This is a genomic window from Microbacterium sp. 10L49 (assembly GCF_056395125.1).
Window position 1 is genome coordinate 901,368 of the sequence record NZ_JBFTIW010000004.1, and the last position, 24,783, is coordinate 926,150.

At 70.3% G+C, this 24,783-nt stretch carries 23 protein-coding genes; 9 read left to right on the forward strand and 14 right to left on the reverse strand.

All coding sequences use genetic code 11. From position 1 onward, the window contains the following. Positions 1-74: 74 nt before the first annotated feature. Positions 75-1,415, reverse strand: a complete 1,341-nt coding sequence (locus AC1DCT_RS17100; RefSeq protein WP_477430438.1) for a coiled-coil domain-containing protein — start codon at positions 1,413-1,415, stop codon at positions 75-77. Positions 1,416-1,474: 59 nt separating this feature from the next. Further along, complete coding sequence (locus AC1DCT_RS17105; protein ID WP_477430439.1) at positions 1,475-2,071, reverse strand: PadR family transcriptional regulator; 597 nt, start codon at positions 2,069-2,071, stop codon at positions 1,475-1,477. Positions 2,072-3,072: 1,001 nt separating this feature from the next. Here AC1DCT_RS17105 and AC1DCT_RS17110 point away from each other — a divergent pair. Then, positions 3,073-3,729 (forward strand): HNH endonuclease signature motif containing protein, encoded by a 657-nt coding sequence (locus tag AC1DCT_RS17110; protein ID WP_477430440.1) that lies wholly within the window; start codon positions 3,073-3,075, stop codon positions 3,727-3,729. Positions 3,730-3,888: 159 nt separating this feature from the next. Beyond that, entirely contained in the window at positions 3,889-6,690 is a 2,802-nt protein-coding gene (secA, locus tag AC1DCT_RS17115) for a preprotein translocase subunit SecA (protein WP_477430441.1), read from the forward strand. Positions 6,691-6,813: 123 nt separating this feature from the next. Here secA and AC1DCT_RS17120 read toward each other — a convergent pair whose 3' ends face one another. From AC1DCT_RS17120 to AC1DCT_RS17140, 5 genes are read right to left on the reverse strand one after another with little or no spacing between them, the layout of a single operon-like run. Further along, complete coding sequence (locus AC1DCT_RS17120; protein ID WP_477430442.1) at positions 6,814-8,235, reverse strand: YlbE family protein; 1,422 nt, start codon at positions 8,233-8,235, stop codon at positions 6,814-6,816. Further along, on the reverse strand, positions 8,235-9,782 hold the full coding sequence (fdrA, locus tag AC1DCT_RS17125; protein WP_477430443.1) for an acyl-CoA synthetase FdrA: 1,548 nt from the start codon (positions 9,780-9,782) through the stop codon (positions 8,235-8,237). Before fdrA ends, AC1DCT_RS17120 begins: the two co-directional genes overlap by 1 nt. A 20-nt stretch (positions 9,783-9,802) precedes the next feature. Further along, positions 9,803-10,465 (reverse strand): ankyrin repeat domain-containing protein, encoded by a 663-nt coding sequence (locus tag AC1DCT_RS17130; protein WP_440732297.1) that lies wholly within the window; start codon positions 10,463-10,465, stop codon positions 9,803-9,805. Continuing rightward, on the reverse strand, positions 10,462-11,769 hold the full coding sequence (locus AC1DCT_RS17135) for a purine-cytosine permease family protein (RefSeq protein WP_477430444.1): 1,308 nt from the start codon (positions 11,767-11,769) through the stop codon (positions 10,462-10,464). The genes AC1DCT_RS17130 and AC1DCT_RS17135 overlap by 4 nt, the downstream gene beginning before the upstream one ends. Then, positions 11,769-12,767 (reverse strand): oxamate carbamoyltransferase subunit AllH family protein, encoded by a 999-nt coding sequence (locus tag AC1DCT_RS17140; RefSeq protein WP_477430445.1) that lies wholly within the window; start codon positions 12,765-12,767, stop codon positions 11,769-11,771. The genes AC1DCT_RS17135 and AC1DCT_RS17140 overlap by 1 nt, the downstream gene beginning before the upstream one ends. Positions 12,768-12,917: 150 nt before the next feature. On the opposite strand from AC1DCT_RS17140, the gene AC1DCT_RS17145 reads away from it, so the two are divergent. The 3 genes from AC1DCT_RS17145 to AC1DCT_RS17155 are packed head-to-tail and all read left to right on the forward strand — an operon-like array spanning position 12,918 to position 15,861. Next, positions 12,918-13,862, forward strand: coding sequence for a carbamate kinase (locus AC1DCT_RS17145; protein ID WP_440732294.1), 945 nt, complete (start codon positions 12,918-12,920; stop codon positions 13,860-13,862). 53 nt (positions 13,863-13,915) lie between these two features. Continuing rightward, entirely contained in the window at positions 13,916-14,602 is a 687-nt protein-coding gene (locus AC1DCT_RS17150; RefSeq protein ID WP_440732293.1) for a GntR family transcriptional regulator, read from the forward strand. A 35-nt stretch (positions 14,603-14,637) separates the two neighbouring features. Continuing rightward, positions 14,638-15,861, forward strand: a complete 1,224-nt coding sequence (locus AC1DCT_RS17155) for a pyridoxal phosphate-dependent aminotransferase (protein ID WP_477430446.1) — start codon at positions 14,638-14,640, stop codon at positions 15,859-15,861. A 24-nt stretch (positions 15,862-15,885) separates the two neighbouring features. Here AC1DCT_RS17155 and AC1DCT_RS17160 read toward each other — a convergent pair whose 3' ends face one another. Together AC1DCT_RS17160 and AC1DCT_RS17165 are read right to left on the reverse strand one after the other, a co-directional pair. After that, a complete protein-coding gene (locus AC1DCT_RS17160; RefSeq protein ID WP_477430447.1) occupies positions 15,886-17,142 on the reverse strand; it encodes a CpaE/TadZ family protein in 1,257 nt (418 codons plus the stop codon). Next, a complete protein-coding gene (locus AC1DCT_RS17165; RefSeq protein ID WP_477430448.1) occupies positions 17,139-17,618 on the reverse strand; it encodes an SAF domain-containing protein in 480 nt (159 codons plus the stop codon). The genes AC1DCT_RS17160 and AC1DCT_RS17165 overlap by 4 nt, the downstream gene beginning before the upstream one ends. Before the next feature lie 233 nt (positions 17,619-17,851). Between AC1DCT_RS17165 and AC1DCT_RS17170 the strand changes: the two genes are divergently transcribed. Then, complete coding sequence (locus tag AC1DCT_RS17170; RefSeq protein ID WP_477430449.1) at positions 17,852-18,130, forward strand: helix-turn-helix domain-containing protein; 279 nt, start codon at positions 17,852-17,854, stop codon at positions 18,128-18,130. A gap of 57 nt (positions 18,131-18,187) precedes the next feature. Here AC1DCT_RS17170 and AC1DCT_RS17175 read toward each other — a convergent pair whose 3' ends face one another. Then, complete coding sequence (locus AC1DCT_RS17175; protein ID WP_440732288.1) at positions 18,188-18,784, reverse strand: hypothetical protein; 597 nt, start codon at positions 18,782-18,784, stop codon at positions 18,188-18,190. A gap of 136 nt (positions 18,785-18,920) precedes the next feature. On the opposite strand from AC1DCT_RS17175, the gene AC1DCT_RS17180 reads away from it, so the two are divergent. Both AC1DCT_RS17180 and AC1DCT_RS17185 read left to right on the forward strand, forming a co-directional pair. Next, on the forward strand, positions 18,921-19,304 hold the full coding sequence (locus AC1DCT_RS17180; RefSeq protein WP_374107815.1) for an Rv3235 family protein: 384 nt from the start codon (positions 18,921-18,923) through the stop codon (positions 19,302-19,304). Positions 19,305-19,366: 62 nt separating this feature from the next. After that, complete coding sequence (locus AC1DCT_RS17185) at positions 19,367-20,857, forward strand: sensor histidine kinase (protein WP_440732287.1); 1,491 nt, start codon at positions 19,367-19,369, stop codon at positions 20,855-20,857. A gap of 59 nt (positions 20,858-20,916) precedes the next feature. Here AC1DCT_RS17185 and AC1DCT_RS17190 read toward each other — a convergent pair whose 3' ends face one another. Beyond that, positions 20,917-21,165, reverse strand: a complete 249-nt coding sequence (locus AC1DCT_RS17190; protein ID WP_045249333.1) for a WhiB family transcriptional regulator — start codon at positions 21,163-21,165, stop codon at positions 20,917-20,919. Positions 21,166-21,415: 250 nt separating this feature from the next. Here AC1DCT_RS17190 and AC1DCT_RS17195 point away from each other — a divergent pair, with 250 nt between their 5' ends. After that, on the forward strand, positions 21,416-21,826 hold the full coding sequence (locus tag AC1DCT_RS17195; protein WP_477230749.1) for a hypothetical protein: 411 nt from the start codon (positions 21,416-21,418) through the stop codon (positions 21,824-21,826). A gap of 4 nt (positions 21,827-21,830) precedes the next feature. On the opposite strand, the gene bcp is transcribed toward AC1DCT_RS17195, so the two are convergent. The 3 genes from bcp to aroA are packed head-to-tail and all read right to left on the reverse strand — an operon-like array spanning position 21,831 to position 24,746. Next, complete coding sequence (bcp, locus tag AC1DCT_RS17200) at positions 21,831-22,307, reverse strand: thioredoxin-dependent thiol peroxidase (protein ID WP_477430450.1); 477 nt, start codon at positions 22,305-22,307, stop codon at positions 21,831-21,833. Between the two features lie 37 nt (positions 22,308-22,344). Beyond that, positions 22,345-23,412, reverse strand: a complete 1,068-nt coding sequence (rsgA, locus tag AC1DCT_RS17205) for a ribosome small subunit-dependent GTPase A (protein ID WP_441976728.1) — start codon at positions 23,410-23,412, stop codon at positions 22,345-22,347. Continuing rightward, complete coding sequence (aroA, locus tag AC1DCT_RS17210; protein ID WP_477430451.1) at positions 23,409-24,746, reverse strand: 3-phosphoshikimate 1-carboxyvinyltransferase; 1,338 nt, start codon at positions 24,744-24,746, stop codon at positions 23,409-23,411. The genes rsgA and aroA overlap by 4 nt, the downstream gene beginning before the upstream one ends. Positions 24,747-24,783: the final 37 nt, after the last annotated feature.

Consider the following 24,783-nt stretch of genomic DNA (forward strand, 5'->3'; position numbering starts at 1 on the left):
CAACCGAGTCGTCCCCCTGAGCACGGCCTAGAGGCCGTGCTCAGGGGGACGACTCGAAAAGTGAGGGGGTGCGGTCAGTCGAAGATGTCGCCGAGGAGGCCGCCGATGACGAGGCCGCCGAGCACGCCCGTCACGACGTCCCCGCCGCCGGAGCCACGGCCGCCGCCCCAACCGTTGCCGCCGCCTCCGCCCCAGCCGCCGCCTCCGCCCCAGCCCTGGTCAGGGCGGGACCGGTCGATGTCGTGTTGGGCGAGCTGCAGCGCCTCCGCGGCGAGTTGCGCGACGCGCCGCGCGGTGCCGAGGGCTTCTTCGCGGGTCTCCTCCGCGGGCAGCAGAGACGGCACGTCCACGCGGAGCCGCTCGGCCTCGGCGAGGCGTGTGCGGGCGTCGGCGCCGATCCAGCCGCGGTGACCTTCGATCAAGCCCCGCGCGACTCCGAGCTGCCGGTCCGCGTCGTCGAGCGCGTGCTGCACGGTGGCGATCGTGGGCAGCGGGTGCTCTGCGCGGTAACGAGCGGCCGCGATGGCGGCGTCCAGCGCGGAGTTCGCTGCGCGCAGGCGGGTGAGCTCGCCGAACGGATCCGTGCGGGTTCCCGCCGGTGCGAGGGAGTTCAGCGCCCGCTGCAGTTCCGTCGCCGCCGCGGTCACGGCGGGTGCGTCCGGTGCTGCCGGCAGAGCGGCCAGATCGCCCCGGGAATCGGCCACGACCTCGGCGAGCGTGGACTCGGCCCGCAGCGCCTCGATCTCGAAGTCGTCCACGGCGTCAAGCAGGGCGGAGGCGCGGCGCGTGGCCTCGGTCGCCGTCTCGAGCGCGAGCACGGCCTCCTGGTTGCGGCCGGCGTCGCGGCGGCGCTCGAACACGTCCGCGCCGTGGTTCGCGAAGACCACGAGCTGCGCGGCCTCCTCGGCGCTCTTCGCGATGCGCTGCATCGCGGCGTCGGAGTACCGGGTGGCCAGCCGCTCCACGGACGCCTGCGCCTGCGGCACGCGGCCCTCCAGGGCGGCAGCGTCCGCGCGAACCTTGGCCACCACCTGCGGTGCGTTGCGCACGCGGGCCACGGAATCGGCGATGGCGGCGGACTTCTCGTCGATCAGGTCCTCGGCCCACTGGCACAGCTGCACGATGCGAGCGTTGCGTGTGCGCAGCTCCTCGGGGGTGTCCGGGATCTCGTCATGGTTCAGCTGGTGCAGCTGGAACGCCTCGCCCATGTGCGTGCGCACGGCGTCCAGCACCGCGTGGAAGTCCGCGGTCATCTCCTCGCCGAGCTCGGCCGTGGCGAAGGCGAGTTCGTCGGAGGAGGTGCGGATCCGCTCGTCTGCGGCGACGATCGCCTGCTCGGCGCGGCGCGCGAGATCCGCGTCCTGCGCCTGCAGCTCTTCCTGTTCACGTTTGCGTCTGCCCCAGAATCCGGCCATGGGCCGATCCTATGGTCCCGGACCGTGCGCGGGCTGTGGAACCGCTACGCCCTCGGCGATCAGACCGGGACGGCGCGGGAGGGCCGCCCGCGTTTGGGCCGCTCGCTGGAGAGTTCCAGCTCGAGCACGTGCTGCGGGTGCTGGGCGAGGCGCTGCTCGGTGTGGTCGAGCCAGCGCACCTCCGCCTCCGCGGTGAAGATCATCGAGTCGACCACGAGCGTCCAGGCCAGTTCCTCGGGACTGTCCGGACTCGCACCCGCATACTTCGTTCGCTGCAGCTCCTGCAGCTGGGCGAGCGACGCCCTGCGCTGGGTCTGGATGACGGCGGCGACGTCGACGCCGGGCAATGTCGCGGCGACGGCGAGCTTGATCGCGAGCTCGTCGCGGGTGCCGGTGGCGCGCTCGACCGGGGAGGAGAGCCACCCGGCGACCTCCGCGGATCCGGCATCGGTGATCGCCCAGTACACGTGGCCCTGCTCGTCGGGGTCGCCGCGCTCGACCAGGCCGTCGCGCTCCAGGCGTTCGAGCGTGTTGTAGATCTGGCCGACGTTGAGCGGCCAGGTCGAACCGGTGCGCCGATCGAACTCGGCGCGCAGCTGGTACCCGTAGCACGGGCCCTGATCGAGGATGGCGAGGAGGCTCTGGCGCACCGACATGGATATTTCCTTTCCCGGAATCTGTTTCCGAGTATATGCATACCGGGAAACGCCCTCGCGAGGCGGGCGACGTCGGCGCGTCGGAGGAGTCGTGCTTGCCGTCGGGGTTCTCTGGCGGCGCGACGCTTGGTCCGATTCGTGGTTCCTCGGGTGGGTGAGAGTCGTGATCCAACCGTGATTGTTTTTGGATCTGATCTGGCCCTTTCCCAGCCCGGAATGTCGGTGGCCCCGGGTTGAATGGGGGGTATGACGAGCTCGACCGGCACGGTTCTGGATCCCGGGGTGGACCCGGTGGATCCGGCCGTCGTGCTGGCCGCGCTGACGGACGGGTTGGCGACGACCGAGGCGACGATCATCCGGTTGCAGGCGTTGAAGGAAGCGCACCTCGCGGTTGCGCAGCGGCTCGCGGAGGACCTCGCCGCCGCGGACGGTGCGTCCGGGGTGCGGGGTGAGTCGGCGGATCTCGCCGCGCGCGGCGTCGCGGCGGAACTGGCGGCGGTGCTGCACATGTCCGACCGGGTGGTGCAGGGGCGGATGGTGCGTGCCGCGGAACTGATGACGAAGTTCCCCGCCACGATGCGGGCGTTTACGGATGCGAGGATCAACGCCGGGCATGTGCGGCTGATCCAGGATGCCGGGGCGCGGCTGGACGGCGGGGTGCGGGCGGAGTTCGAGCGGGCGGCGGTCGATGCGTGCGTCGGGGAGACCCCGCACCGGGCGAAGCGTGTGGTCGAGCGGGTCGCGGAACGCCTCGCCCCGCGGAGCTTGACGGAACGGCACCGGGAGGCGCAGGAGAAGCGTCGGGTGTGGCGGGAGGATCTCGGCGACGGGCAGAAGATGCTCGGGATGATCCACGCGGCCGCCGTGATCGATGGGATCTACGACCGGCTCAGCCAGCAGGCCCGGGCGGTGCAGACGGCGAACGCCCAGGCGGCGAAGGACGCCGCCTGGGCGGGGATCCGGATCCGCATGATCTCGGTGTCCCGGGCGATGACCGAAACATGGATCAGCTTCGGGCCGACCTGTGCGCCGACACCCTCCTCACCGGCGTCGCGGCCGGGCATGACACGACCGAGGGGTTGCTCTCGGCGATCCAGGCACGGGTCGAGGTCACGGTCCCGGTGCTCACTGCGATGGCCGCCGACACCCCGGGTGCGGGCTTCGGATCCGCGTTCGGTGTCCGCGTCGAGCAACCCGGGGAACTCGCCGGCGGGCAACCCATCGACACCGACACCGCCCGGATCCTCGCCGGTGGCGCCGTCGCCTGGGAACGCGTGCTCACGCACCCGGTCACCGGGGCGATCCTCGCCGTGGACCGCTATCGGCCCAACGCCGACCTACGCCGGCTGTTGCACGCCCGCGACTCCCGCTGCCGGTTCGTCACCTGTGGGCTCCCACCCACTGCCCAGGACCTCGACCACACCATCGACGCCGCGTACGGTGGTGCCACCGAAGAAGGCAACCTCGGCGGACTCTGCCGACGCCACCACATCCTCAAACACCAGACCGCGTGGACCGTGAAACAAAAAGGCGCGGGCGTCCTCGAATGGACCAGTCCCGGCGGCTCGACTTATATCGACAAGCCACCCGCACCCGTCACCTTCACCACCGACGAACCGGATCCGGATCCACCACCCGACGCAGACGCGCCGTTCTGAGCCACTCGCCGGAGTCGCATCCGAACCGCTGGGCGGATCCCGGCTCCGCCCAGGGGATCGACAAGTCACGGCCCGGTAACATGAGTGCGTATGCCGTGCGCGCGACGCGCGCGGCCCCCGAAACAGATCGGGCACAGAACCCCTAGGGAGATGGAATCCGTGGCGAATCCTCTTGAGAAGCTGCTGCGCGCGGGCGAGGGACGGATCCTGCGCCGCCTGAACGGCGTCGTCAAGGCCGTGAACGCGCTCGAAGACGACTTCGCGAAGCTCAGCGACGAGGACCTCCGCAATGAGACCGCAGAGCTGCGCGCGCGGTTCGAGAAGGGCGAGACGCTCGACCAGCTCATGCCCGAGGCCTTCGCCGCCGTCCGCGAGGCTGCCAAGCGCACGCTCGGCATGCGCGCCTACGACGTCCAGATCATGGGCGGCGCCGCGCTGCACGAGGGCAACATCGCCGAGATGAAGACCGGTGAGGGCAAGACGCTCGTCGCGACCTTCCCGTCGTACCTCAACGCCATCGCCGGCCAGGGCGTGCACGTCATCACGGTGAACGACTTCCTCGCCTCCTATCAGTCGGAGCTCATGGGTCGCGTCTACCGCGCGCTCGGCATGACCACCGGCGTGATCATCTCCGGGCAGACCCCCGAGGTGCGCCGCGAGCAGTACAACGCCGACATCACCTACGGCACGAACAACGAGTTCGGTTTCGACTACCTGCGCGACAACATGGCCTGGCGCAAGGAGGACCTCGTCCAGCGGGGCCACTTCTTCGCCATCGTCGACGAGGTCGACTCGATCCTCATCGACGAGGCGCGTACGCCGCTCATCATCTCCGGTCCGTCATCGGGCGAGGCCAACCGCTGGTTCGCCGAGTTCGCGAAGATCGCGCGCACCCTCGAGCCTGATGTCGACTACGAGGTCGACGAGAAGAAGCGCACGGTCGGCGTGCTCGAGCCCGGTATCGAGAAGGTCGAGGACTACCTCGGCATCGACAACCTCTACGAGTCGGCGAACACGCCGCTCATCTCGTTCCTGAACAACTCGATCAAGGCGCTCGCACTGTTCAAGCGCGACACCGACTACGTCGTGATGAACGACGAGGTCATGATCGTCGACGAGCACACCGGCCGCATCCTGGTCGGGCGCCGCTACAACGAGGGCATCCACCAGGCGATCGAGGCCAAGGAGGCTGTGCCGGTCAAGGCCGAGAACCAGACCCTCGCCACGGTCACCCTGCAGAACTACTTCCGCCTGTACGACAAGCTCGCCGGCATGACCGGAACGGCCGACACCGAGGCAGCCGAGTTCATGTCCACGTACAAGCTCGGCGTCGTGCCGATCCCGACCAACAGGCCGATGATCCGCCAGGACAAGTCCGACCTCGTCTACAAGAACGAGACGGCCAAGTTCGCGCAGGTGGTCGAGGACATCGCGGTGCGGCACGAGAACGGGCAGCCGGTGCTGGTCGGCACCGTCAGCGTCGAGAAGAGCGAGTACCTCTCCCGGCTGCTGAGCAAGAAGGGCATCAAGCACGAGGTCCTGAACGCGAAGAACCACGCCCGCGAGGCCGAGATCGTCGCCCGCGCCGGGCGCCTCGGCGCCGTCACCGTCGCCACGAACATGGCGGGCCGCGGTACCGACATCATGCTCGGCGGCAACGCCGAGTTCCTCGCCGTGCAGGAGCTGAAGTCGAGGGGTCTGGATCCGGTCGAGACGCCGGAGGAGTACGAGCAGGCCTGGGATGAGACCTACGAGGCGATGAAGGCCAAGGTCGAGGTCGAGGGCTCCAAGGTCGTCGAGGCCGGCGGCTTGTACGTGCTGGGCACCGAGCGCCACGAGTCGCGCCGCATCGACAACCAGCTGCGCGGCCGCTCCGGCCGTCAGGGCGACCCGGGCGAGAGCCGGTTCTACCTGAGCCTGACCGACGACCTCATGCGGCTGTTCCAGCAGGGCGCCGCCGAGGCGATCCTCGCCCGCACGAACTTCCCCGAGGACATGCCGATCGAGTCGGGCCTGGTGACCCGCGCCATCCGCAGCGCGCAGAGCCAGGTCGAGGCGCGCAACGCCGAGATGCGCAAGAACGTCCTCAAGTACGATGACGTGCTCAACCGTCAGCGTGAGGCGATCTACACCGACCGCCGGCATATCCTCGAGGGCGACGACATCGCCGATCGGGTGAAGCACTTCGTGGAGGACGCGATCGGCGCGATCGTGGACGACCACACCAGCACGGGGCACACCGAGAGCTGGGACTTCGACAGCCTGTGGACCGAGCTGAAGACGCTGTACCCGGTCGACGTGACGATCGACGAGGTCGTCGCCGAGGCCGGCGGTCGCAAGGGCGGGATCACCGCCGAGGGTCTCAAGCGCGAGCTGGTCTCGGACGCCATGGTCGCTTACGAGAAGCGCGAGACGTCGCTCGGCGAGGCCGCCACGCGCGAGCTCGAGCGTCGCGTGGTTCTGCAGGTGCTGGACCGCCGCTGGCGGGACCACCTCTACGAGATGGACTACCTCAAGGACGGCATCGGCCTGCGCGCGATGGCGCAGCGCGACCCGCTGGTCGAGTATCAGCGCGAGGGCTACTCGATGTTCCAGGCGATGATGGGCCAGATCAAGGAGGAGTCGGTCGGCTACCTCTACAACCTCGAGGTCGAGGTGCGCCAGGCCGGCGACGAGGGCATCACCGAGGTCGAGGCCAAGGGGCTCGCCGAGTCCGCGGGCGACCAGCGCCTGGAGTACTCCGCGCCCAACGACGCCGGCGACGTCGAGGTCCGCAACGACCGGGGCCAGGTGCAGCAGGCGGCCACGGATCGCCTCCGCCAGGCGGCCGCACGCGCTCAGTCCGAGAACGAGGAGCCTGCCGAGCCCGCCGCGCGCGGTGCCTTCGGCCAGCGCGTCGATGGCGATCAGGCGGCCCCGGCGAACCGCGCGGAGCGGCGCGCTCAGGGCAAGAAGAAGTAGTCCCCGCGAAGCATCCGGAGACACGAAGGAGGCCGGCACCCATACGGGTGCCGGCCTCCTTCGTCAGCGGCAGAGTGTTCTGGGTCGCCCATCCGCACGGTGACGAGATGTGCCGTCCGAAGGTCAGGCGATGCGATCGGCGAGGGCCACGAGCGCCTGCTGGAACGCCTCGATCGGCGGGTGCGTGATGCCGGCGCCGATCATGCCGATGCCCGGATCCTTGTGCGCGATCGCGGTGTTGATGATCGGCAGGATGCCGGTCTCCATGACCTTGCGCACGTCGATGCCGGTGGGTACGCCCATGAAGTCGAGCGCCGGGATCGTCACGTTCGGGTTGTTGCCGGTCGTGATCGCGTTCATGGTGCGCGAGTAGCCCATGGCCTCGTCGACCGTGCCGCCGACGAGGGCGACGATCGCGGGCGCGGCGGCCATAGCGAATCCGCCGATGCCGAAGGTCTCGGTGATCGCGGAGTCGCCCATGTCGAGCCCGGAATCCGCCGGAGTGTAGCCGGCGAACATCGGGCCGACGACCTGCTGCGCGGGGCCGGTGAACCACTGGCCGCCGGTGCCGGACACGCGGATGCCGAAGTCGACGCCGTTGCGGGCCATCGTCGTCACGACCGTGGAGTCCTCGATGCCGTTCGCCGCATCCAGCGACGCCTTCGCGGTGACCATCCAGGTCGGGCCCGAGAAGTAGTCCGACGAGGCGACGAAGTCGAAGACCTCGCGCTTCTGGCTGGTCGTGAAGTCCGTCTCCAGGATGTACGGCGCGAGGGCCTGGATCAGCAGCGTGGTCCCCGCCACGTTGCGGTTGTGCGCCTCATCGCCCATGTGCAGCGCCTGGGAGAGCATGAGACGCAGGTCGATCCCGTCGGTGTTCAGCTTCATCGCGCCTGAGAGCACCGGGCCGAACACATCGCGCATCCAGTTCAGCCGGTCGATGACCGACTGATCGTTGGCGCCGAAACGCAGGATCTTGGAGAGTTGCTCCGAGAGGTTCGTGAAGGCGAGGTTGCCGTGCGTGCGGTTGCGCACCTGGTGCACCCACATGCTCGCGCTCGTGACACCGGCCATCGAACCGACCGACTGGTGCTCATGGCAGGGCGAGAACGTGATCTCGCCGGAGGCGGCGAGCTCGAACGCCTCGTCCAGGTCCTTCGCGAGTCCCTCGAAGACCAGTGCGCCCGTCACGGCGCCCTTCATGGGGCCCGACATGCGGGTGAACCCGATCGGCGGACCGGCGTGCAGGATCGTCTTCGCCGTCATCCCCGGGACGACGTCGATCGCCTGGCCGAAGCCCTCCAGGAACGGCTGCGCGGAGAGGATCCGGCTCAGCGCCTCCTCGTTCGCCGCATCGATCCGCGCGGCGATCGCGGGGTCCTCGAGCCGGCTGAGCGCGGCGATGACCTCGGGGTCGCCGCCGCCCGGCGGGGTCCAGTCCATGAGCACGGGGCTGACGCCCTGCGCTTCGAGGTCCTCGGCGAACATGTCGAGGCCGAGGTTGACCGGCTTCAGTGCGGAGCCGAACAGGTCGTTGACGCTCATCAGTTGTCACCCTTCGCGACGAATTCGCGGGCCAGCAGCCCGAGGTTGGTGGAGGAGGAGGCGATCGTCACGCCGGCGGCCTCGAGCTTCGCGACCTGGTCGGCGATGGCCGGTGTGTCCAGGTCGGTGCCGAGCACATAGCCGAGGATCTCGAGGTGCTGTCCGCGCGCGGCGGCCTTGGCCTTGGCCTCCTGGATCGCCGGGATCGTCACGCCCACCGGATCCTCGTGCGAGCCGAATCCGAGGATGAAGTCCATCGCGATGACGCCGACGGTCGGGTCGTCGGCCTCTTGGACCAGGCGCTGCAGGCGCAGCGTCGGGTCGATCATCGGGTGCGGACGGCCGTTGGTGAAGTCGTCGTCGCCCATGTCGAGATACGTGTGCTCGCGGGACGCGTCCATCGCGCCGATGACGCGCGCCGGATCCTTCTGGATGTTGGAGTACACGTTGTCGTAGGTCGCGAGGGCCGCGAACATCGCCTCGTCGCACAGCGTGCCGCCGCAGAACAGGCCGCGCACGTACTGCTGCTCGGGCGCGAGCTTGGCGCGCACCTCCTCGATCAGGGGGAGGTTCAGCGGGTGCGTGTCGAGCGTGGACTCGTCGATCCCGCTCGCGACGACCGCCGCGATCGCGGTCGGCTTGGTGCCGGAGACGAGCGTGACGTTGTCGTAGCCGCTCTCGGTGCGAGTCGAGCCCAGGAAGGTGACCACGACGGGCTTGGACGCCGCGCCGGCTGCGGCGAGCACCCTGTCGGCGACCTCCTCGGCCGGAGGCTTGGAGACGACCACGATCACCGCGGTCTCCGGATCCGCATCGAGAGCCGCGATGCCGTCGATCATGGAGATGCCGCCGATCTCGGTCGACAGGTCGCGTCCGCCGGTGCCGATCAGCTGCGAGACGCCGCCGCCGAAGTCATGGATGCGCACGCTCAGCTCCTGGCTGCCGGTCCCGGACGCGCCGACGATGCCGATGGATCCGCGACGGACGGCGTTGGCGAACGCCAGACCGGTGCCGTTGATGATCGCGGTGCCGCAGTCCGGCCCCATGACCAGCAGACCCTTATCATGGGCCAGCGTCTTGAGAGCCAGCTCGTCTTCGACCGGCAGGTTGTCGGAGAAGATCATCACGTGCTTGCCGGCGTTCAGCGCCTTGCGCGCCTCGCGGGCCGCGAACGCGCCGTTCACCGAGATGAGCACGAGATTGCTGTCGGGAACCTCGGTGAACGCGCCGTCCAGGGTGCGGTAGCGCACTTCGGCCACGCCGGCGGCGCCCTTGCTCTTGCGCGCGAGGATGTCGTCAACCGCCTCGATCGCCGCCTCGATGGTGTCGTCGGAGGCGTCGACGACGATCATGAGATCGCTGGGCTTCGCCGCGTCGATCGCCGGATCCTGGACGCCGACGTTGAGCAGCACCTCCTTGTTCATCGGTGTGGCCATGCCGAGCAGCGCCTGGGTCACGCCGTCGACGGCGTTCGCCTTGGTGCTCATCGACATGAGCGAGACCGAGTCGAGGTACGTGTTCTTCCTGATTTCGATGTGCCTGGTCATCGGGATCCTTTCGAGGAGTCTCAGGCCTGGGCGCGCTCGAGGATGGCGACGATCTCGTCGTATCCGCGCTCGCGGGCCAGGTCGGCGGGGGACGTTCCCCACGGGTCGGGCATGCCGGGCTTGGCGCCGTGCGCGAGCAGCAGCTCGACGATCTGCCGGCGCACCGGGCCGCCGTCACCGAGGATGATGGTCTCGATCAGAGCGGTCCAGCCCAGGTTGTTGGTGAGGTTGACGTTGATGCGGGTGTTCTCCAGCAGGTAGCGCACGACCTCCAGGTGGCCCTTCTCCGCCGACGGGGTGAGACCATTCCCGCCCATGCGGGTGAGCCGCTTGAGGTCGGCGCCTGCCTCGACCATGACGGTCACGAGCTCGAGGTCGTCGTTGATGCACCCGTACAGGAACGGGTTGGACTGGGTCTGGTCCTGGGCGTCGATGTCCACGCCTTCCGCGATGAGCGCGCGCACGACGTCGAGGTGGCCGCCGCGCGCCGCCAGCAGGATCGCCGACGCCTCCTCGCGGTCCTGCGCGTCCTTGTCCGCGCCGTCGGCGAGAGCGGCGCGGACGCCGTCCAGGTCGCCGGCGGACGCCGCGGCGAGATACCGCTCGTCTGTGCTGTTCGAGATGCGCGTGCTGCTCGAGATGCGCGTGCTGCTCGAGATGCGTGCGCTGTCCGAAACGGTCATCGGGTCGTCTCCTTGGCGGGCGCGGTCCGCGAGCGGGGGGACCGCTCGAGGACGAGGTAGGCGAGGCATCCCACGACGAGGCCGACGACAGCATCGCTCAGCACGGGGGCGAAGAAGTGCGAGAGCAATGCCGCCCCTGCGCCGATGGCCCAAGCGACCAGGGCGGTCCAGCGGAACCGCTGCGGTGCGCGATCGGCGTTGCGCTTGGCGAGGATGATCTGGTCGGCGATGAGGACGGCGCCGAGCGGGGGCACCAGCACGCCCAGCAGGACGAGCCAGTTCACGAAGTAGTGCCAGGCGCCGAGCACGGCGACCAGGGTGCCGATGACGCCGAGGATCAGGGTGAGCACGCGCATCTTCGAGCGGGTCAGGTGCGACCAGCCCAGCGCGCCGTTGTAGAGGCAGTGCGTACAGACCGAACCGAGGTTGATCACGACGAACACCAGCAGGAACACATCGAGCAGCGGATTGTGCGTGCTGGTGAGGATCGGCGCGAAGTTGCCGCCGTTCGACGCGGGATCGACGATCGCGCCGGCGGCGACGAACAGGGCGCCGCTGAGCTGGGCGACCAGGCTCGCGACCGGGAACGCGGTGACCGTGGCCATCACCGCTTCCTTGCCGTTGCGGGCCCAGCGGGTGAAGTCGGCGGTCATCGTGCCGGAGTCGGCGAAGGTCGCCATGATCGCGGTGACCGCGACCCCGAACGACATCGCCCCGCCGCCGACGCCCTGGTAGCCGAAGACGGCCGAGAAGTCGTGGTTCTGCGCCGCGATGGTGATCGCGATGATCACCGCCGCGATGAACAGCGGCGCCGCGATGGATCCGAGCACGGACAGCGCACGGATGCCGAGGTAGGTGATGCCGATGAACACCAGTCCGGCGAGGCCCGCGACCAGGGTCTCGTTCCAGCCGAACGCGGCGCCCAGGCTGGCACCGGTCGCGCCGGTGTTGAACGCGAACCAGCCGACCACGACGGTGGCGAGGAAGCCCGAGGCGATCGCATATCCGGCGGTGCCGAAGGTCTCCGTCGCCTGCAGCGAGAAGCTCTTGCCGGTACGGCCCGCGCGCCAGCTGAGCAGGCTCACGTAGACGAACATGATGGCGTTCGCCGTGAGGATCGCGCCGACACCGGGCCAGAATCCGAGCATCGCGACCACGAGGCCGCCGGGTACGGCGTTGGTGAGGATCATCGGGAAGCCGAACCACACCGCAGAAACGGTGAAGAGCGACTTGCGATGGTTCAGCGGGACGGGTTCGTGCTCGAACTCCGAGGTGCTGCTCTCCGCCGGTGCGGTCTTGGTCATCACACGTGCTCCTTCTGGACGATCCCGGACGTCGGCGTCGCGGGGACGGGTGCGGGGGCGGTGCGCAGCGCCGCCTCGGTACGCAGGGCAAGGCGGACGCCGCTGAGCATGTCCGTGCCGGAGGTGTGTCCGATGGCCGCGACGCGCAAGGCCGCGGACTCGGTGCGCGCATCGTCGCGGTCGCGCACGGCCCGGACGAGCGCATGCAGGCTCTGCGGGGCGCGGGCGTGCAGCGCGTGGCGGATGGTGACCGTGCTGAGCAGCGTCGTCCGCTCCGCGCCGTCCTCGTCGAGAGCGGCGGTCAGGGAGGGGAGCGCGCCGTGCAGCCGCATGCCACGCTGCGCGCTCACGAATGCGAGTCCGGTGAGGACGTCGTCACCGGACGGGGTGAGGCCTTCGCCGAGCCCGAGCAGCCGCCTCGCCGCATCGGCGATCCCGGCCGGATCCCGCCGGAGCAGCGCCGCTTCCAGAGCCTCGCCGCGAGCGGTCAGCAGTGCGGCGGCGGCGCGGCCGAATGCGGTCTGCGCGGTCGGCGCGGGGGTGCGTCCGATGATCTCCTCGGCGCGCCGCAGGTGTGCGGGGGACAGCGCGCAGAGGCAGACGTCGGAGGGGATCCAGGGGGCGGCGGGACCCGTCAGCACCGCGATCGGGCCGTTCTCCGTCTCGATCCGGAAACCGTCGGGGGCGATCGACACGACGTCCCCCGGCTGCACCTGGAGCGCGGTCCAGTCGTCGACGGGCACGCGGACGGTGGCCGGGGCATCGTCCAGGTCGGGGGAGACGAGGGCGACGAGCTCGTCCGCGATGCGCAGATTCACGGCGCGACGGTGCACCGAGTGCACCCGATGGCGAGGCTCTGAGCCACCGCCGATCGTCGGCCGGACGCGGGAGAGCACGGATCGGGTCTGCGCAGGGTCGGCGGCGCGGGAGAGCGTCTCCTCAAGTGCGGCATCCCAGGTGATCGCGCGCACGGCGACGGGGGTGGCGACGGGGTTCATCGTCTTCTCTCCGACTGCTTCGCGGGGCCTGGTCGACGACCGCCGAGGATGGTCAAGTGTTCAGGGAAATGTATACCATCGATTGAAATGGAGTACCATTCCCGAGACAACACCGGTCGCGACCGCGGCCTCAGCAGGAGGAGAAACCAGATGCGTGTCGTAGTCGCACTCGGGGGCAACGCCCTCGCCCGCCGGGGCGAGCCGATGACGGCCGAATATCTTCGGGCGAACGTCAAAGCGGCGTGCGAGGCGCTCGCCCCCTTCGCCCGCGAGAACGAGGTCGTGATCACGCACGGCAACGGCCCTCAGGTCGGTCTGCTCGCTCTGCAGAACCTCGCGTACCAGGACGTCGCGGCGTACCCCCTGGACATCCTCGGCGCCGAGACCCAGGGGATGATCGGCTACGTCGTGCAGCAGGAGCTCTCCAACGCTCTTGGTGGCGAGCGAGAGGTGGCCGGTGTGATCACCACCACCGTCGTCGACGAGAGCGACCCCGCCTTCGTGCGGCCCACCAAGCTGATCGGCCCGCAGTACTCCGCGCACGATGCCGCAGAGGCCGCAGCCGAGTACCGCTGGACCATCGCGAAGGACGGCAACGCGTTCCGTCGCGTGGTGCCCTCCCCGGTTCCGGTCTCCATCGTGCAGGCGCCGCTCATCCGCCGCCTGCTCGAGGCCGGCAGCCTCGCCGTCTGCGTGGGCGGTGGCGGCGTGCCCGTCCGCGAGGACTCGAAGGGCCGTCATATCGGTGTTCAGGCCGTCGTCGACAAGGATCTCGCCAGCGCGGCGCTCGCCGCGGACATCGGCGCCGACACCCTGATCATGCTCACGGACGGCGACTACGTCAGCGAGAACTGGGGCACCCCGGAGCAGCGCGACATCCACACGGCCTCGGCGGATGCGGTCGCCGCGATGGCTTTCGCCGAGGGCTCGATGCAGCCGAAGATCGATGCCGCGATCCGCGTCGCCCGTGCCGGAGGGCGCGCCCTGATCGGTCCGCTCGACCGGCTGGACGATCTGCTCGCCCGCACCGTCGGCACCGAGATCGTGCCCACGCTCAAGGAGGGCATCCGCTGGGTCGAGCCCGCCAAGTCCTGATCGGAGCGCCCCGCCGTCGCGGATTGCGGTCCGCTCGATGGAAGAATGATGCCGTGACCAGCAAGGATGAACGGCAGCTCGAGTCGACGAAGATCGCGTCGTGGTTGCGTGATGCGATCCTCGACGGCGCACGCGCCCCGGGCAGCCGCCTGATCGAACGCGACCTCGCTGCGGAGTTCGGGGTGAGCCGGGTACCGGTGCGCGACGCGCTCAAGGTGCTCGACGCCGAAGGGCTCGTCGAGCTGCGCCCGCACACCTGGGCGGTCGTGCGCGAGTTCACCGACGCGGATCTCGCGGACCTCGACGAGGTCCGCGCCGTGCTCGAGCCCCTGGCGTTCCGGCTCGCGGCCGAGCGCCATCGGCGCGACGGCCTGGCGCGACTGCGCCAGGCGCTCGATCGTGAGGAGTCCAGCGCCCGGATCGGCGACGAGATCGTCTCGCGCCGGGCGGCGGCGGACTTCCACGAGACCGTCACCGAGCTCGCGGAGAACCGTCTGCTCAGCGAGATGATGCGGGGGATCGGGAGCCGCCTGCGCTGGGCGCTCTCGCAGTACGACGACCTGGAGTACATCAGCGGGGAGCACGTCGAACTCTTCGAAGCGATCGAGCGCCGCGACGGCGATCGAGCCGCGGAACTCGCCGCCACGCACCTGGAGAGCAGCCGGCGCGAGCGCATCGCGCACGTCGAAGCGGTGCGCACCGGGGCGATCCGCACCCAGCAGGCGTCGCACCGCGCGTGAACGGGATGGCCCCGCGCAGACGGTAATCTTGCCCGATGACACCGAGAACCTTCGACCAGTCGTCCAAGCTGAAGAACGTCCTGTACGAGATCCGCGGCAACGCGCTCGTCGAGGCGGCGCGGCTGGAGGCGGCAGGTCACTCGGTGCTCAAGCTGAACACGGGCAACCCCGCGGTCTTCGGGTTCGAGGCGCCGCAGCAGATCGTCCGCGACATGCTCGCGACCCTGCCCAGTGCGCACGGCTACAGCGAGAGCAAGGGCATCGTCTCCGCCCGCCGTGCCGTGGTCAGCCGCTATGAGCAGGTCGACGGATTCCCTCTCGTGGACCCCGAGGACGTCTACCTCGGCAACGGCGTCTCCGAGCTCATCACGATGACCATGCAGGCGCTGCTCGATGAGGGCGACGAAGTGCTCATCCCCGCCCCGGACTACCCCCTGTGGACCGCGATGACCAGCCTCGCCGGCGGCACCCCGGTGCACTACCTGTGCGACGAGGAGAACGGCTGGAACCCGGATCTGGAGGATCTCCGCTCCAAGGTCACCCCGCGCACCAAGGCCATCGTCATCATCAACCCGAACAACCCCACGGGCGCGGTGTACTCGCGAGAGGTGCTGCAGGGCATCGTGCAGGTGGCCAGGGAGAACGACCTGCTGCTGCTCTCGGACGAGATCTACGACCGGATCCTCTACGACGACGCGCAGCACATCTCCACGGCGACCCTCGCTCCTGACCTGCTCTGCCTGACCTTCAACGGCCTCTCCAAGACGTACCGCGTGGCCGGATACCGGTCGGGGTGGCTCGTCATCACCGGCCCGCAGCAGCACGCGAAGGGCTTCATCGAGGGGATCACGCTGCTCGCGTCGACCCGGCTCTGCCCGAATGTGCCGGCGCAGCACGCGGTGCAGGCCGCTCTCGGGGGAGTGCAGTCGATCGAGTCACTGATCGCCCCGAGCGGTCGCCTGCATCTGCAGCGCGACGCCGCGTGGGAGGGTCTCTCTGCGATCCCGGGTGTCAGCTGCGTGAAGCCCACGGGGGCCTTGTACGCGTTCCCGAAGCTGGATCCGAACGTGCACGAGATCCACGACGACGCGAAGCTCATCTACGACCTGCTGGTCGCGGAGCGGATCCTGCTCGTCCAGGGCACGGGCTTCAACTGGCCGACACCGGACCACCTGCGCGTGGTGACGCTGCCCGAGCCGCGGGTGATCACCGAAGCCATCGAGCGCCTCGGCAACTTCCTGGCGAGCTACCGGCAGTAGGCGCCACATCCGGCGGAGCGTCGATCAGACCGCCGCCGCAGCCCCGCGCCGCCGCGCGCGCCGCGTCGCGGGGCTCTGCTCGTCGCGCAGCAGTGTCGCGGCGAGGGCTCGTGCGGCGGCCGTGAACGCCGAGCGCCCGGACACGTCCGGCACCGGCCGCGCGTGCAGGGCGGCGGCATCCAGCGCGCGCTGGTCGAATGGCAGGAAATGCACGTCGCGAATGCCCGAGAAGCGGTCCAGGGCACGCCGGATCTGTCCGCGCGCGTCGATGCCGAGAGGCCCGGGTCGCACCTTGTTCACGGCGACGGTGACGGGCACATCTCCGATCTCGGCGCGCAGTTCCGCATAGCCCCGCACGAACCGCGCGATCCCGAGCGGATCGGCGGCGGCCACCGCCACGATGCGGTCGGCGCTGCGCAGCGCGGTGAGCGTCGCGGCATTGCGGCGCGGTCCGTCCAGGTCGCTGATGATCTCCTCGTCGGCCTCGAGCGAGGCCGCGACGTCGACCAGCGTCACCGCGCTCCAGGTGCGGCACGCATCGAGCGCGGCCTGCAGGCGGGTCGCGGACAGCTCGGGCCAGCGCGTGGGACGGTTGATCCCGACCAGCACGTCGACGGTGCCGCCGGACGATTCCACGGGGCTGGACAGGCGGCTCAGCTCGGCGCCGTCGAGCAGCCCGAGTTCGGCGCGGCGGCAGGCCGCGGCGATGCCGGGGCCGTCGTCGGTGAGGCCCAGCATGAGGGCGAGCGCCGGCGCGTGCGTGTCGGCGTCGACGAGGGCGACCCCGCGGTCCGGGGCGGCGAGGAGGGCCGCGAGCTGCACGGCCAGGGTGCTGCGCCCCGGAGCGCCGTGCGGACCCCACACGGCGATCAGCCGATTCGGCGAGGCCGCCGTGTCGAGCTCTTCCGCACCGATCTCGTCCCGGCCGGCGCCCGCGTCGTCGGCCTGCAATGCGTCGGCGACGTCCCATCCGCTCGAAGACGCGGGCAGGGGCGTGCCCAGTCCGTGCCGGTGGGTGAGGCGAACGGCGGCCGGACCGTCGCCCAGGGTGAGGATCCGCACGCCGGCGCGGTCGCAGGCCCCGCGCAGCGCGGCGCTCAGCCAGGCCCGCTCCGCGGGGATCAGCAGCGCTTCGGCATCACGGAGCTCCTCGGCGTGTGCGACCAGCCTGGCCGCCTGCTCCGGTGTCATCCGCGCGATCACCGTGATGCCCGCCAGCCCCAGCTCCTCGGCGAGCGTCTCGGCGCGCTCCGGCGGCAGGGCCAGGACGATGCCGGTCATGACCGTGCGCCGATCGGCACCACCGACAGCGAGGATCCGTCGGTCAGCGCCGTGAGCACCTCGCCGACCTTCGCCCGGCTCACGACGAGCTCGAGCGTGGTGGCCTTGGCGGACAGCGGGCCGTCATCGCGGTCGACGGAGGCCACGGTGGCCTCGGACAGCAGCACTCGGGGTTCACCGAAACCCTTGCTGTCTTCGAGGGGCTCGGCCGCCCACAACTCGACCACGGAGCCCTTGACGATCGAGGCGGGAACCGGCACCGTGCTGCGGACCACGACCGAGGTGGTGCGCCCCTGGTCGGCGTCGGCCGCGGCCGTCGAGGGCACGAGCTCGCCCTCCGCGATCGTGCGCGTCGCGATCAAGCCGGGCTCGAGGGTGCCAGGGGTGAGGTAGCCGGATCCCACCGTGCCGAGTACGACGTCGACGACGCGCACGTCGGCGGAGGTGAGCGGCTCGCCCGGCACGATCGTGCGCACGGCCTGCAGTGCGGGACTGGTGCTTCGCTGCGCCCACGATCAGCCAGACTCCGGCGACGGAGACGACGATCAAGGCGAGGCCGATGAAGAAGCGCAGATCGGTCCAGGGCCGGCGGGCGGCTCGTGCGGTGCTCATGTGCTCATGGTCACAGAATCCGGATCCGTGCCGGGAAAGTTATCCACAGCGCTCCGCCGGTCGCCGCGGACGCCCTGGCGCGGAGCACAATGGGTGCATGCCCGATGCATCCACGCCTGCAGTGCGCTATCTCGCCCCGGCCCAGGTGGCCGAGCTCCTCGGCGTGCAGGTCGATGAGGTCGTCGAGCTCATCATGCAGGGCAGGCTGCGCGGCGCGCGGCTCGGTGCTCCGGCCGCCTGGCGGGTGGAGGAGGGCTCGATCACCGAGTACCTGGCGGAGCAGGCGGAGGACGCGCGGCGCAGGGCGCTGTGGCGGCAGGCGAACGCGGCGAGCTTCCCCGAGCTGTGGGGCCCTCCGGTCCGCCTCGGGGAGTGAACCGGCCCTCGTCCGGGTCCTGATCCCGCCTCGGCGGCGGCGGTTGCGAGCCTGCCGTCAGCCGAGGCCGGGCGCGGGCGCATCCGTGCCGATGGAGAGCACCGACGCGAACGGAACGATGCGGAATCCCGTGACCGCCCTCGCGCGTCGCGGAGAACCCGCATCGTGCAGCGCGAGATCCAGATGATCGGACCCGGCCCGGTCGATCGTGCCCGCCAGCACCGTGCCGGAGCGAGTGCGCAGGGTCACCCCGCTGCGGCGCCGGGCGAGGTCCCGGACGACGAAGCCGAACGTCATCCGCTCGCGCAGCGGCGAGAGCGGCTCGGCGGTGGCACCGCTGCTCAGCAGCGCGCCGTGATCGAGCGCCCACAGCTCCACGGCGTGTGCGGGCAGCAGCACGAGACCGGGCGCGTCCTGCGGCTGCACGGCCGCCCAGTCGGCGCCGACCGCGCGCAGTCGGCCGCGCACCCGGGTCGAATCGGTGAGCACGGCGGCGACAGCACCGCCCTCGTCGACGAGCACGCCCAGCCGCGTGCGCAGGTCGAGCCGCGCGATGCGCAGCCGCTCGGTCTCGGCGTCCAAGGCGGCGCGCTCCGCCTCCCAGCCCGAGGCGATCTGATCCTCGAGGTCTTCGAACAGCCGATCCCATTCCATGCCGTCGAGGCTACGGGAAGCGGCGGAGGCGATATACGGGTTATCCACATTCCTCGGCGAAGACGGCCCACGGCGCCTGCGAATGTGCTCGAATGCCAGTCACGCCATCCGAATCTCGAGGGGGAGAACACCGATGATGACGCTCGAGGATTTCGCACCGCAGCCCACGCCGACCGCAGAACTGCCGGATCCGGCTCCGCTGCTGCAGAGCCTCACGCGCGGCGTCCTCGAGGTGCTGGCCGGGGTGCGCGAAGCGGATCAGCTCGCGCGCTGGCTCAGCGAGGATGCCTTCCTCGTGCTCACGGCCCGCGCGAACCTGTCTGCGCGAGCCCGCAGCGCGCGCGGTGTCGCACCGGCCAGGCCCGTCTTCCGGGTCCTCTCCACCCACGTGTCATCGCCGGCGGACGGCATCGTCGAGGCCACCCTGATCGTGCAGACCCCCGGCCGGACCAGGGCTGTGGCGGTGCGTATGGAGGGGTTGGACCGGCGTTGGAGAGCCACCTCGCTCGCCGTGCTCTGAGCCCGGCTCCGCCGCCCTCCGCCCCGCGCGTGCGGGCCGGGGATACGCCCTAGGCTGTCAGGGTGTCGACACTCAGTGATCTCGCCCAGGCCCAGGGCTGCCTCGCCGACGAGGACATCGAATGGCTGCATCGCCTGGCCGGCGACGGGCAGTTGCTGGCGGATCTGGCTTCCGCGGACATCGTGATCTGGATCGCGACGGCCGACGGATCCTTCATCGCGGTCGCGCACACCCGGCCGAGCGGCGCGGCGACCCTGTTCTACCGCGACATCGTGGGGGAGCGGGTGCGACCGCAGTGGCGCACCCAGGTGCAGGGCGCGTTCGACACGGCCGGGATCGTCGACTCGGCGAACCCTGACTGGTTCGAGGAGACGCCGACCAGGGTCAGGGCGGTGCCGATCGTGCGCGCCCGCAAGAACGGCGACGATGGCGGACACCGGCAGCCGATCGGCGTGCTCACCCGGCACACGAACCTCGGTGAGGCGCGCACGCCCTCCCGGCAGCAGATCACGTTCAACGAGGCCGCGGACGACCTGTTCGGCATGATCGCCGGCGGGGAGTTCCCCGACCCTTCCGCGCCCACGTCGCCACGCCGCGGCGCTCCGCGCGCCTCGGACGGTCTCATCCGCATCGATGTCGACGGCGTCGTCACGTTCGCCAGCCCGAACGCCCTGAGCGCGTTCAACCGGATGGGCTTCGACGAGGAGCTCGAGGGGGAGTCGCTGGTCGAGGTCACGACGCGGATCGTGCCCCCTTCGCGGCAGGTCGATGAATCGCTGCCGGTCGTGGTCACCGGGCGCGCTCCGTGGCGCACGGACGTGGAAGCGCGCGGCGTCACCGTCTCCCTGCGAGCCATCCCGCTCAAGGACCACGGCACCCGGATCGGCGCCATCGTGCTGTGCCGCGACGTGTCGGAGCTGCGTCACCAGGAGCAGGAGCTCATCACCAAGGACGCGACGATCCGCGAGATCCACCACCGGGTGAAGAACAACCTGCAGACGGTCGCATCCCTGCTGCGGATCCAGGCCCGTCGTACGCACTCCGAGGAGGCGCGCGACGCGCTGACGCAGGCGATGCGACGTGTCGAGTCGATCGCCGTGGTGCACGACACGCTCGCCGGGGGACTGGCGCAGAAAGTCGACTTCGACGAGGTGTTCGCGCGCGTGCTGAAGCTCGTGGCGGAGGTCGCCTCGGCGCCCAACACCCGGGCGCGCACCCAGTCGACGGGGCGGTTCGGCGTGCTGCCGAGCGAGTATGCGACGCCCCTCGCCCTCGCGCTCACCGAGGTCGTCACCAACGCCGTGGAGCACGGACTCGCGGGCCAGGAGGGCCTGGTCACCATCGAGGCGCAGCGCACCGACGAGAACCTGCGTGTGATCGTCAGCGACACCGGACACGGTCTGCCCGAGGGGCGGATCGGTCAGGGCCTGGGCACGCAGATCATCCGCACCCTCATCCAGGGCGAGCTCGGTGGCACGATCGTCTGGGAGGGTTCGGACGGCGAGGGCACCGTGGTCACGATCGACCTTCCGATGCGCTGGGTGAACGGCTGAGCCGGATGCGCCGGGCGCGGGTCAGCCCGCGCGGGCGGCGCGGCGCCTGAGAGCGCGCGTCAGCCGGCGCGGCGGGCGCGAGCGGCGCGGCGCTTGAGAGCGCGGCGCTCATCCTCGCTGAGTCCGCCCCACACGCCCGAGTCCTGGCTGGACTCGAGGGCGTACTGCAGGCAGACCTCGGTGACGGTGCACCGGGCGCACACGGCCTTCGCCTTCTCGATCTGATCGACGGCCGGACCGGTGTTCCCGACGGGGAAGAACAGCTCGGGGTCGACGGTGAGACAGGCGGCCTTGTCGCGCCAATCCATGGGGGCTCCTCGGTGTGGAAATGTCATGGGCGCGCGAATCTCGCGTGCCCGGAATTCGTAGGCGGCGTTCGGGGGTCGACGCCCATCGGTGATGCGAGCGGGTGCTCGCCCCACGCCGCTGTGGGAGCACATGGCTGTCATCTATTCTCTTACATGAAAGGCGAGCGATCAAGGATTTTCTGCACTCCGTGTGAACGGGAGCCGAACCGTGAGCGAACGCCGACGACCCGACACCATCCAGGAGCCCCTTATGCGCCCGTCGAGACTGACCATCGCGGCGGCGGCCGTGCTCGCCCTCGAAGCGGTGGCACTGCTCGTGGTCACCCTCGGGGAGGTGTTCGGTCTGAGCTCCGGCGCCGCCACCTCGCTGCCCTCTGCCCTGGGACTGATCGGGCTCAGCGCGGTCGGTGCGGTGGGGCTCGCCGCTCTTGCCCTGGCCGTGCTGCGCGGACGCTCGTTCGGGCGCAGCGGAGGAATGGTGGCGCAAATCCTTGCGATCGCCGTCGCCCTGAGCGCGCTCACGGCACGGCCGTTCCCGGTCGTGTTCGTGCTCGCACTGCTGATCCCGGGCGTGATCGGCGCGGTTCTGCTGTTCCTGCTGACCCGGCGCGCGGGGCTGGAAGCCCGTCGGCGTGCCGATGCCGAACAGCAGGACGACTGAAGCGTTACGCGGCGAGGCCCACGAGCTTGCGGATGCGGGCGACGTGGCCGGTGGCCTTGACGTTGTAGAGCGCGTGCGCGATCACGCTGTCCTCATCGATGACGAAGGTCGAGCGGATCACGCCCTGGATCACCTTGCCGTAGTTCTTCTTCTCGCCCCACACCCCGTACGCGCGATGCACGGCGAGGTCGGCGTCGCTGAGCAGCGGGAAGGAGAGCCCGTCGCGCTCGGCGAACTGCTTGAGCTTGGCCACGTCGTCGCGGGAGACTCCCAGCACCGTGTAGCCCGCGCCCTGCAGCGAGGCGAGGCTGTCGCGGAAGTCGCACGCCTCGGTCGTGCAGCCCGGGGTCATCGCCGCCGGGTAGAAGTACAGGATGACGTTCCGGCCGCGCAGGTCGTGCAGGGAGACGGACGCGCCGTCCTGGTCCTGCAGAGTGAAGTCGGGGGCGGGGGATCCGGGTTCGAGGCGCTGTGCGATCACCCGTCCAGGCTACCCGCACCCCGGGGAGCGGATCCGCTCAGAGCTTGTCCGCGAAGGTCGCCAGCAGCCGCTGCAGCGATTCCAGCCGTGCCAGCCCGGCCTCGCCGAGCGCTCCGTCCGCAGCGGCCTCGTTGAGCGCGCAGTCCTCCGCGTCGGCGCGGTGCGTGCAGCCGCGCGGACAGTTCTCCGCGATCACGGCGAGCTCGGTGAAGGCGGCGAGGATGTTCTGCGGATCCACGTGCCCCAGCCCGAAGGAGCGCACGCCCGGCGTGTCGATCACCCAGCCGGACCCGCCGTCGGAGCCGGGGGCGAGGGGCGGAGCAACATAGCGCAGTGACACCGTCGACGAGGACGTGTGCCTGCCGCGCCCGGTGACCTCGTTCACGTGCCCGGTGGCCCGCCCGGCTCCCGGCACGAGGGCGTTCACGAGCGTGGACTTGCCGACGCCGGAGTGTCCGACGAACACGGTGGAGTGACCGATGAGGGCTCGGCCGATCTCGTCGACCGGCATCTCGCCCTGCGCGCTGGTGAAGACCGTCAGATCCAGGCCTTCGAAGTGCGTCAGGAACTCGGCCGGATCCGCCAGATCCGTCTTGGTGACCACCAGCAGCGGACGGATCCCGGCGTCGAGGGCTGCCACCAGGTAGCGGTCGACCAGGCGCTCGCGCGGCTCGGGGTCCGCCGCAGCGACGACGATGAGCATCTGGTCGGCGTTGGCGACGATGACGCGCTCGACCTGGTCGGTGTCGTCGGCGCTGCGGCGCAGCAGAGAGGAGCGTTCGAGGATGCCGACGATCCGGCCGAGGGTGCCTTCGTCGCCGGAGACGTCGCCGACCACGCGTGCGGCGTCGCCCGTGACGATCGGCGTGCGGCGCAGCTCTCTGGCGCGCGTGGTGGTGATGGTGTGCTCGTCATCGGTGCCCTCGCCGATCAGCACGGCGTACCGCCCCCGATCCACGCCCAGGACGCGCCCGATCTCGGCATCGTTGTGCGCGGGGCGGCGCTTGGTGCGCGGACGGTTCGCCTTCGGATTCGGGCGCATCCGGATCTGGGACTCGTCGAAGTCGTCGAGCTCGTCGTCGCCGTCGTCCTCCAGCCAGCTCACGCGGGTGCGCTCCCCGGGGCGTCGACGGACAGCATGCGCTCCCACAGCTGGGTGAACTCGGGCAGAGTCTTCGCCGTGGTGCCGATCTCGTCGATCTCGACGCCGGGCACGCGCAGACCGATGAGAGCGCCCGTGGTCGCCATGCGGTGATCGTGGTGTGCCGGCCAGGTGCCTCCCCGCAATGTCGCGGGGATGATGCGGATGCCGTCCTCGAGCTCCAGGGCCTCACCGCCGAGGGCTCGCAGATTGCCGGCGAGTGCGGCGATCCGGTCGGTCTCGTGCAGGCGGATGTGGCCGATGCCGGTGATCGTGGTGGGCTCGTCCGCCAGGGCGGCGAGACCCACGAAGGTCGGTGCGAGCTCTCCCGCTGCCGACAGGTCGAACTCGCTGCCGCGGATGCGACCGGTGCCGCGCACGATGAGCACCCCGTCTGCACGGTGCACGTCAGCGCCGAGGCGCTCCAGCAGATCGGGCAGCAGCGCGCCGGGCTGCGTGGAGCGGTTCGGCCAGCCCTCGATCGAGACCTCGCCGCCGGCGACGAGCGCCGCCGCGAGGAACGGGGCGGCGTTGGACAGGTCCGGTTCGATGGCGATCTCCCGGGAGCGCGGGACGCCGCCCTCCACCATCCATTCGCCGGGGCCGGGTCGGGTGACCTTGATCCCGCGGCGCGTCAGCGTCTCCACGGTCATGTCGATGTGCGGCATGCTCGGCAGCCGCTCACCGGTGTGCACCAGATGCAGACCGACATCGAAGCGCGGCGCCGCGAGCAGCAGACCCGACACGAACTGGCTCGATGCAGAGGCGTCGATCTCCACGCGGCCGCCGCGGATGTGCCCGCGGCCACGGATCGTGAACGGCAGAGACCAGCTGCCGTTGTCCTCGATGTCGACGCCGAGATCGCGCAGAGCGTGGATCATGGCGCCCATGGGACGGTGCAGCGCCGTCTCATGTGCAGTCAGCAGCACGTCGCCGCGAGCGAGTCCCGCGAGTGGCGCGATGAACCGCATCACCGTGCCGGCCTGGCCGCAGTCGACGGTGGTGCCGCCGGTGAGCGGGGCGGGGGTGATCCGCAGGTCGGGGCCGAACTCCCCGGTGCCGAACTGTTCCTCGACCCCGACGCCGAGGACGCGCAGTGCGTCGATCATGCGCGCGGAGTCGTCCGAATGCAGCGGGGCCGAGACGATTCCCGGGGCGTCGGCGATCGCGGCCAGCACGAGTTCGCGGTTGGTGAGCGATTTGGATCCCGGCACGCGCAGCCGCGCACTCAGGGAGTCGGCGGCGACCGGCGCGGACCAGCGTCCGCGCGGGGCAGGGGAATACAGGGAGGCGCTCATCGGTTCCTACCCTACTGAAGGCCTCCGGCAGCGGAGG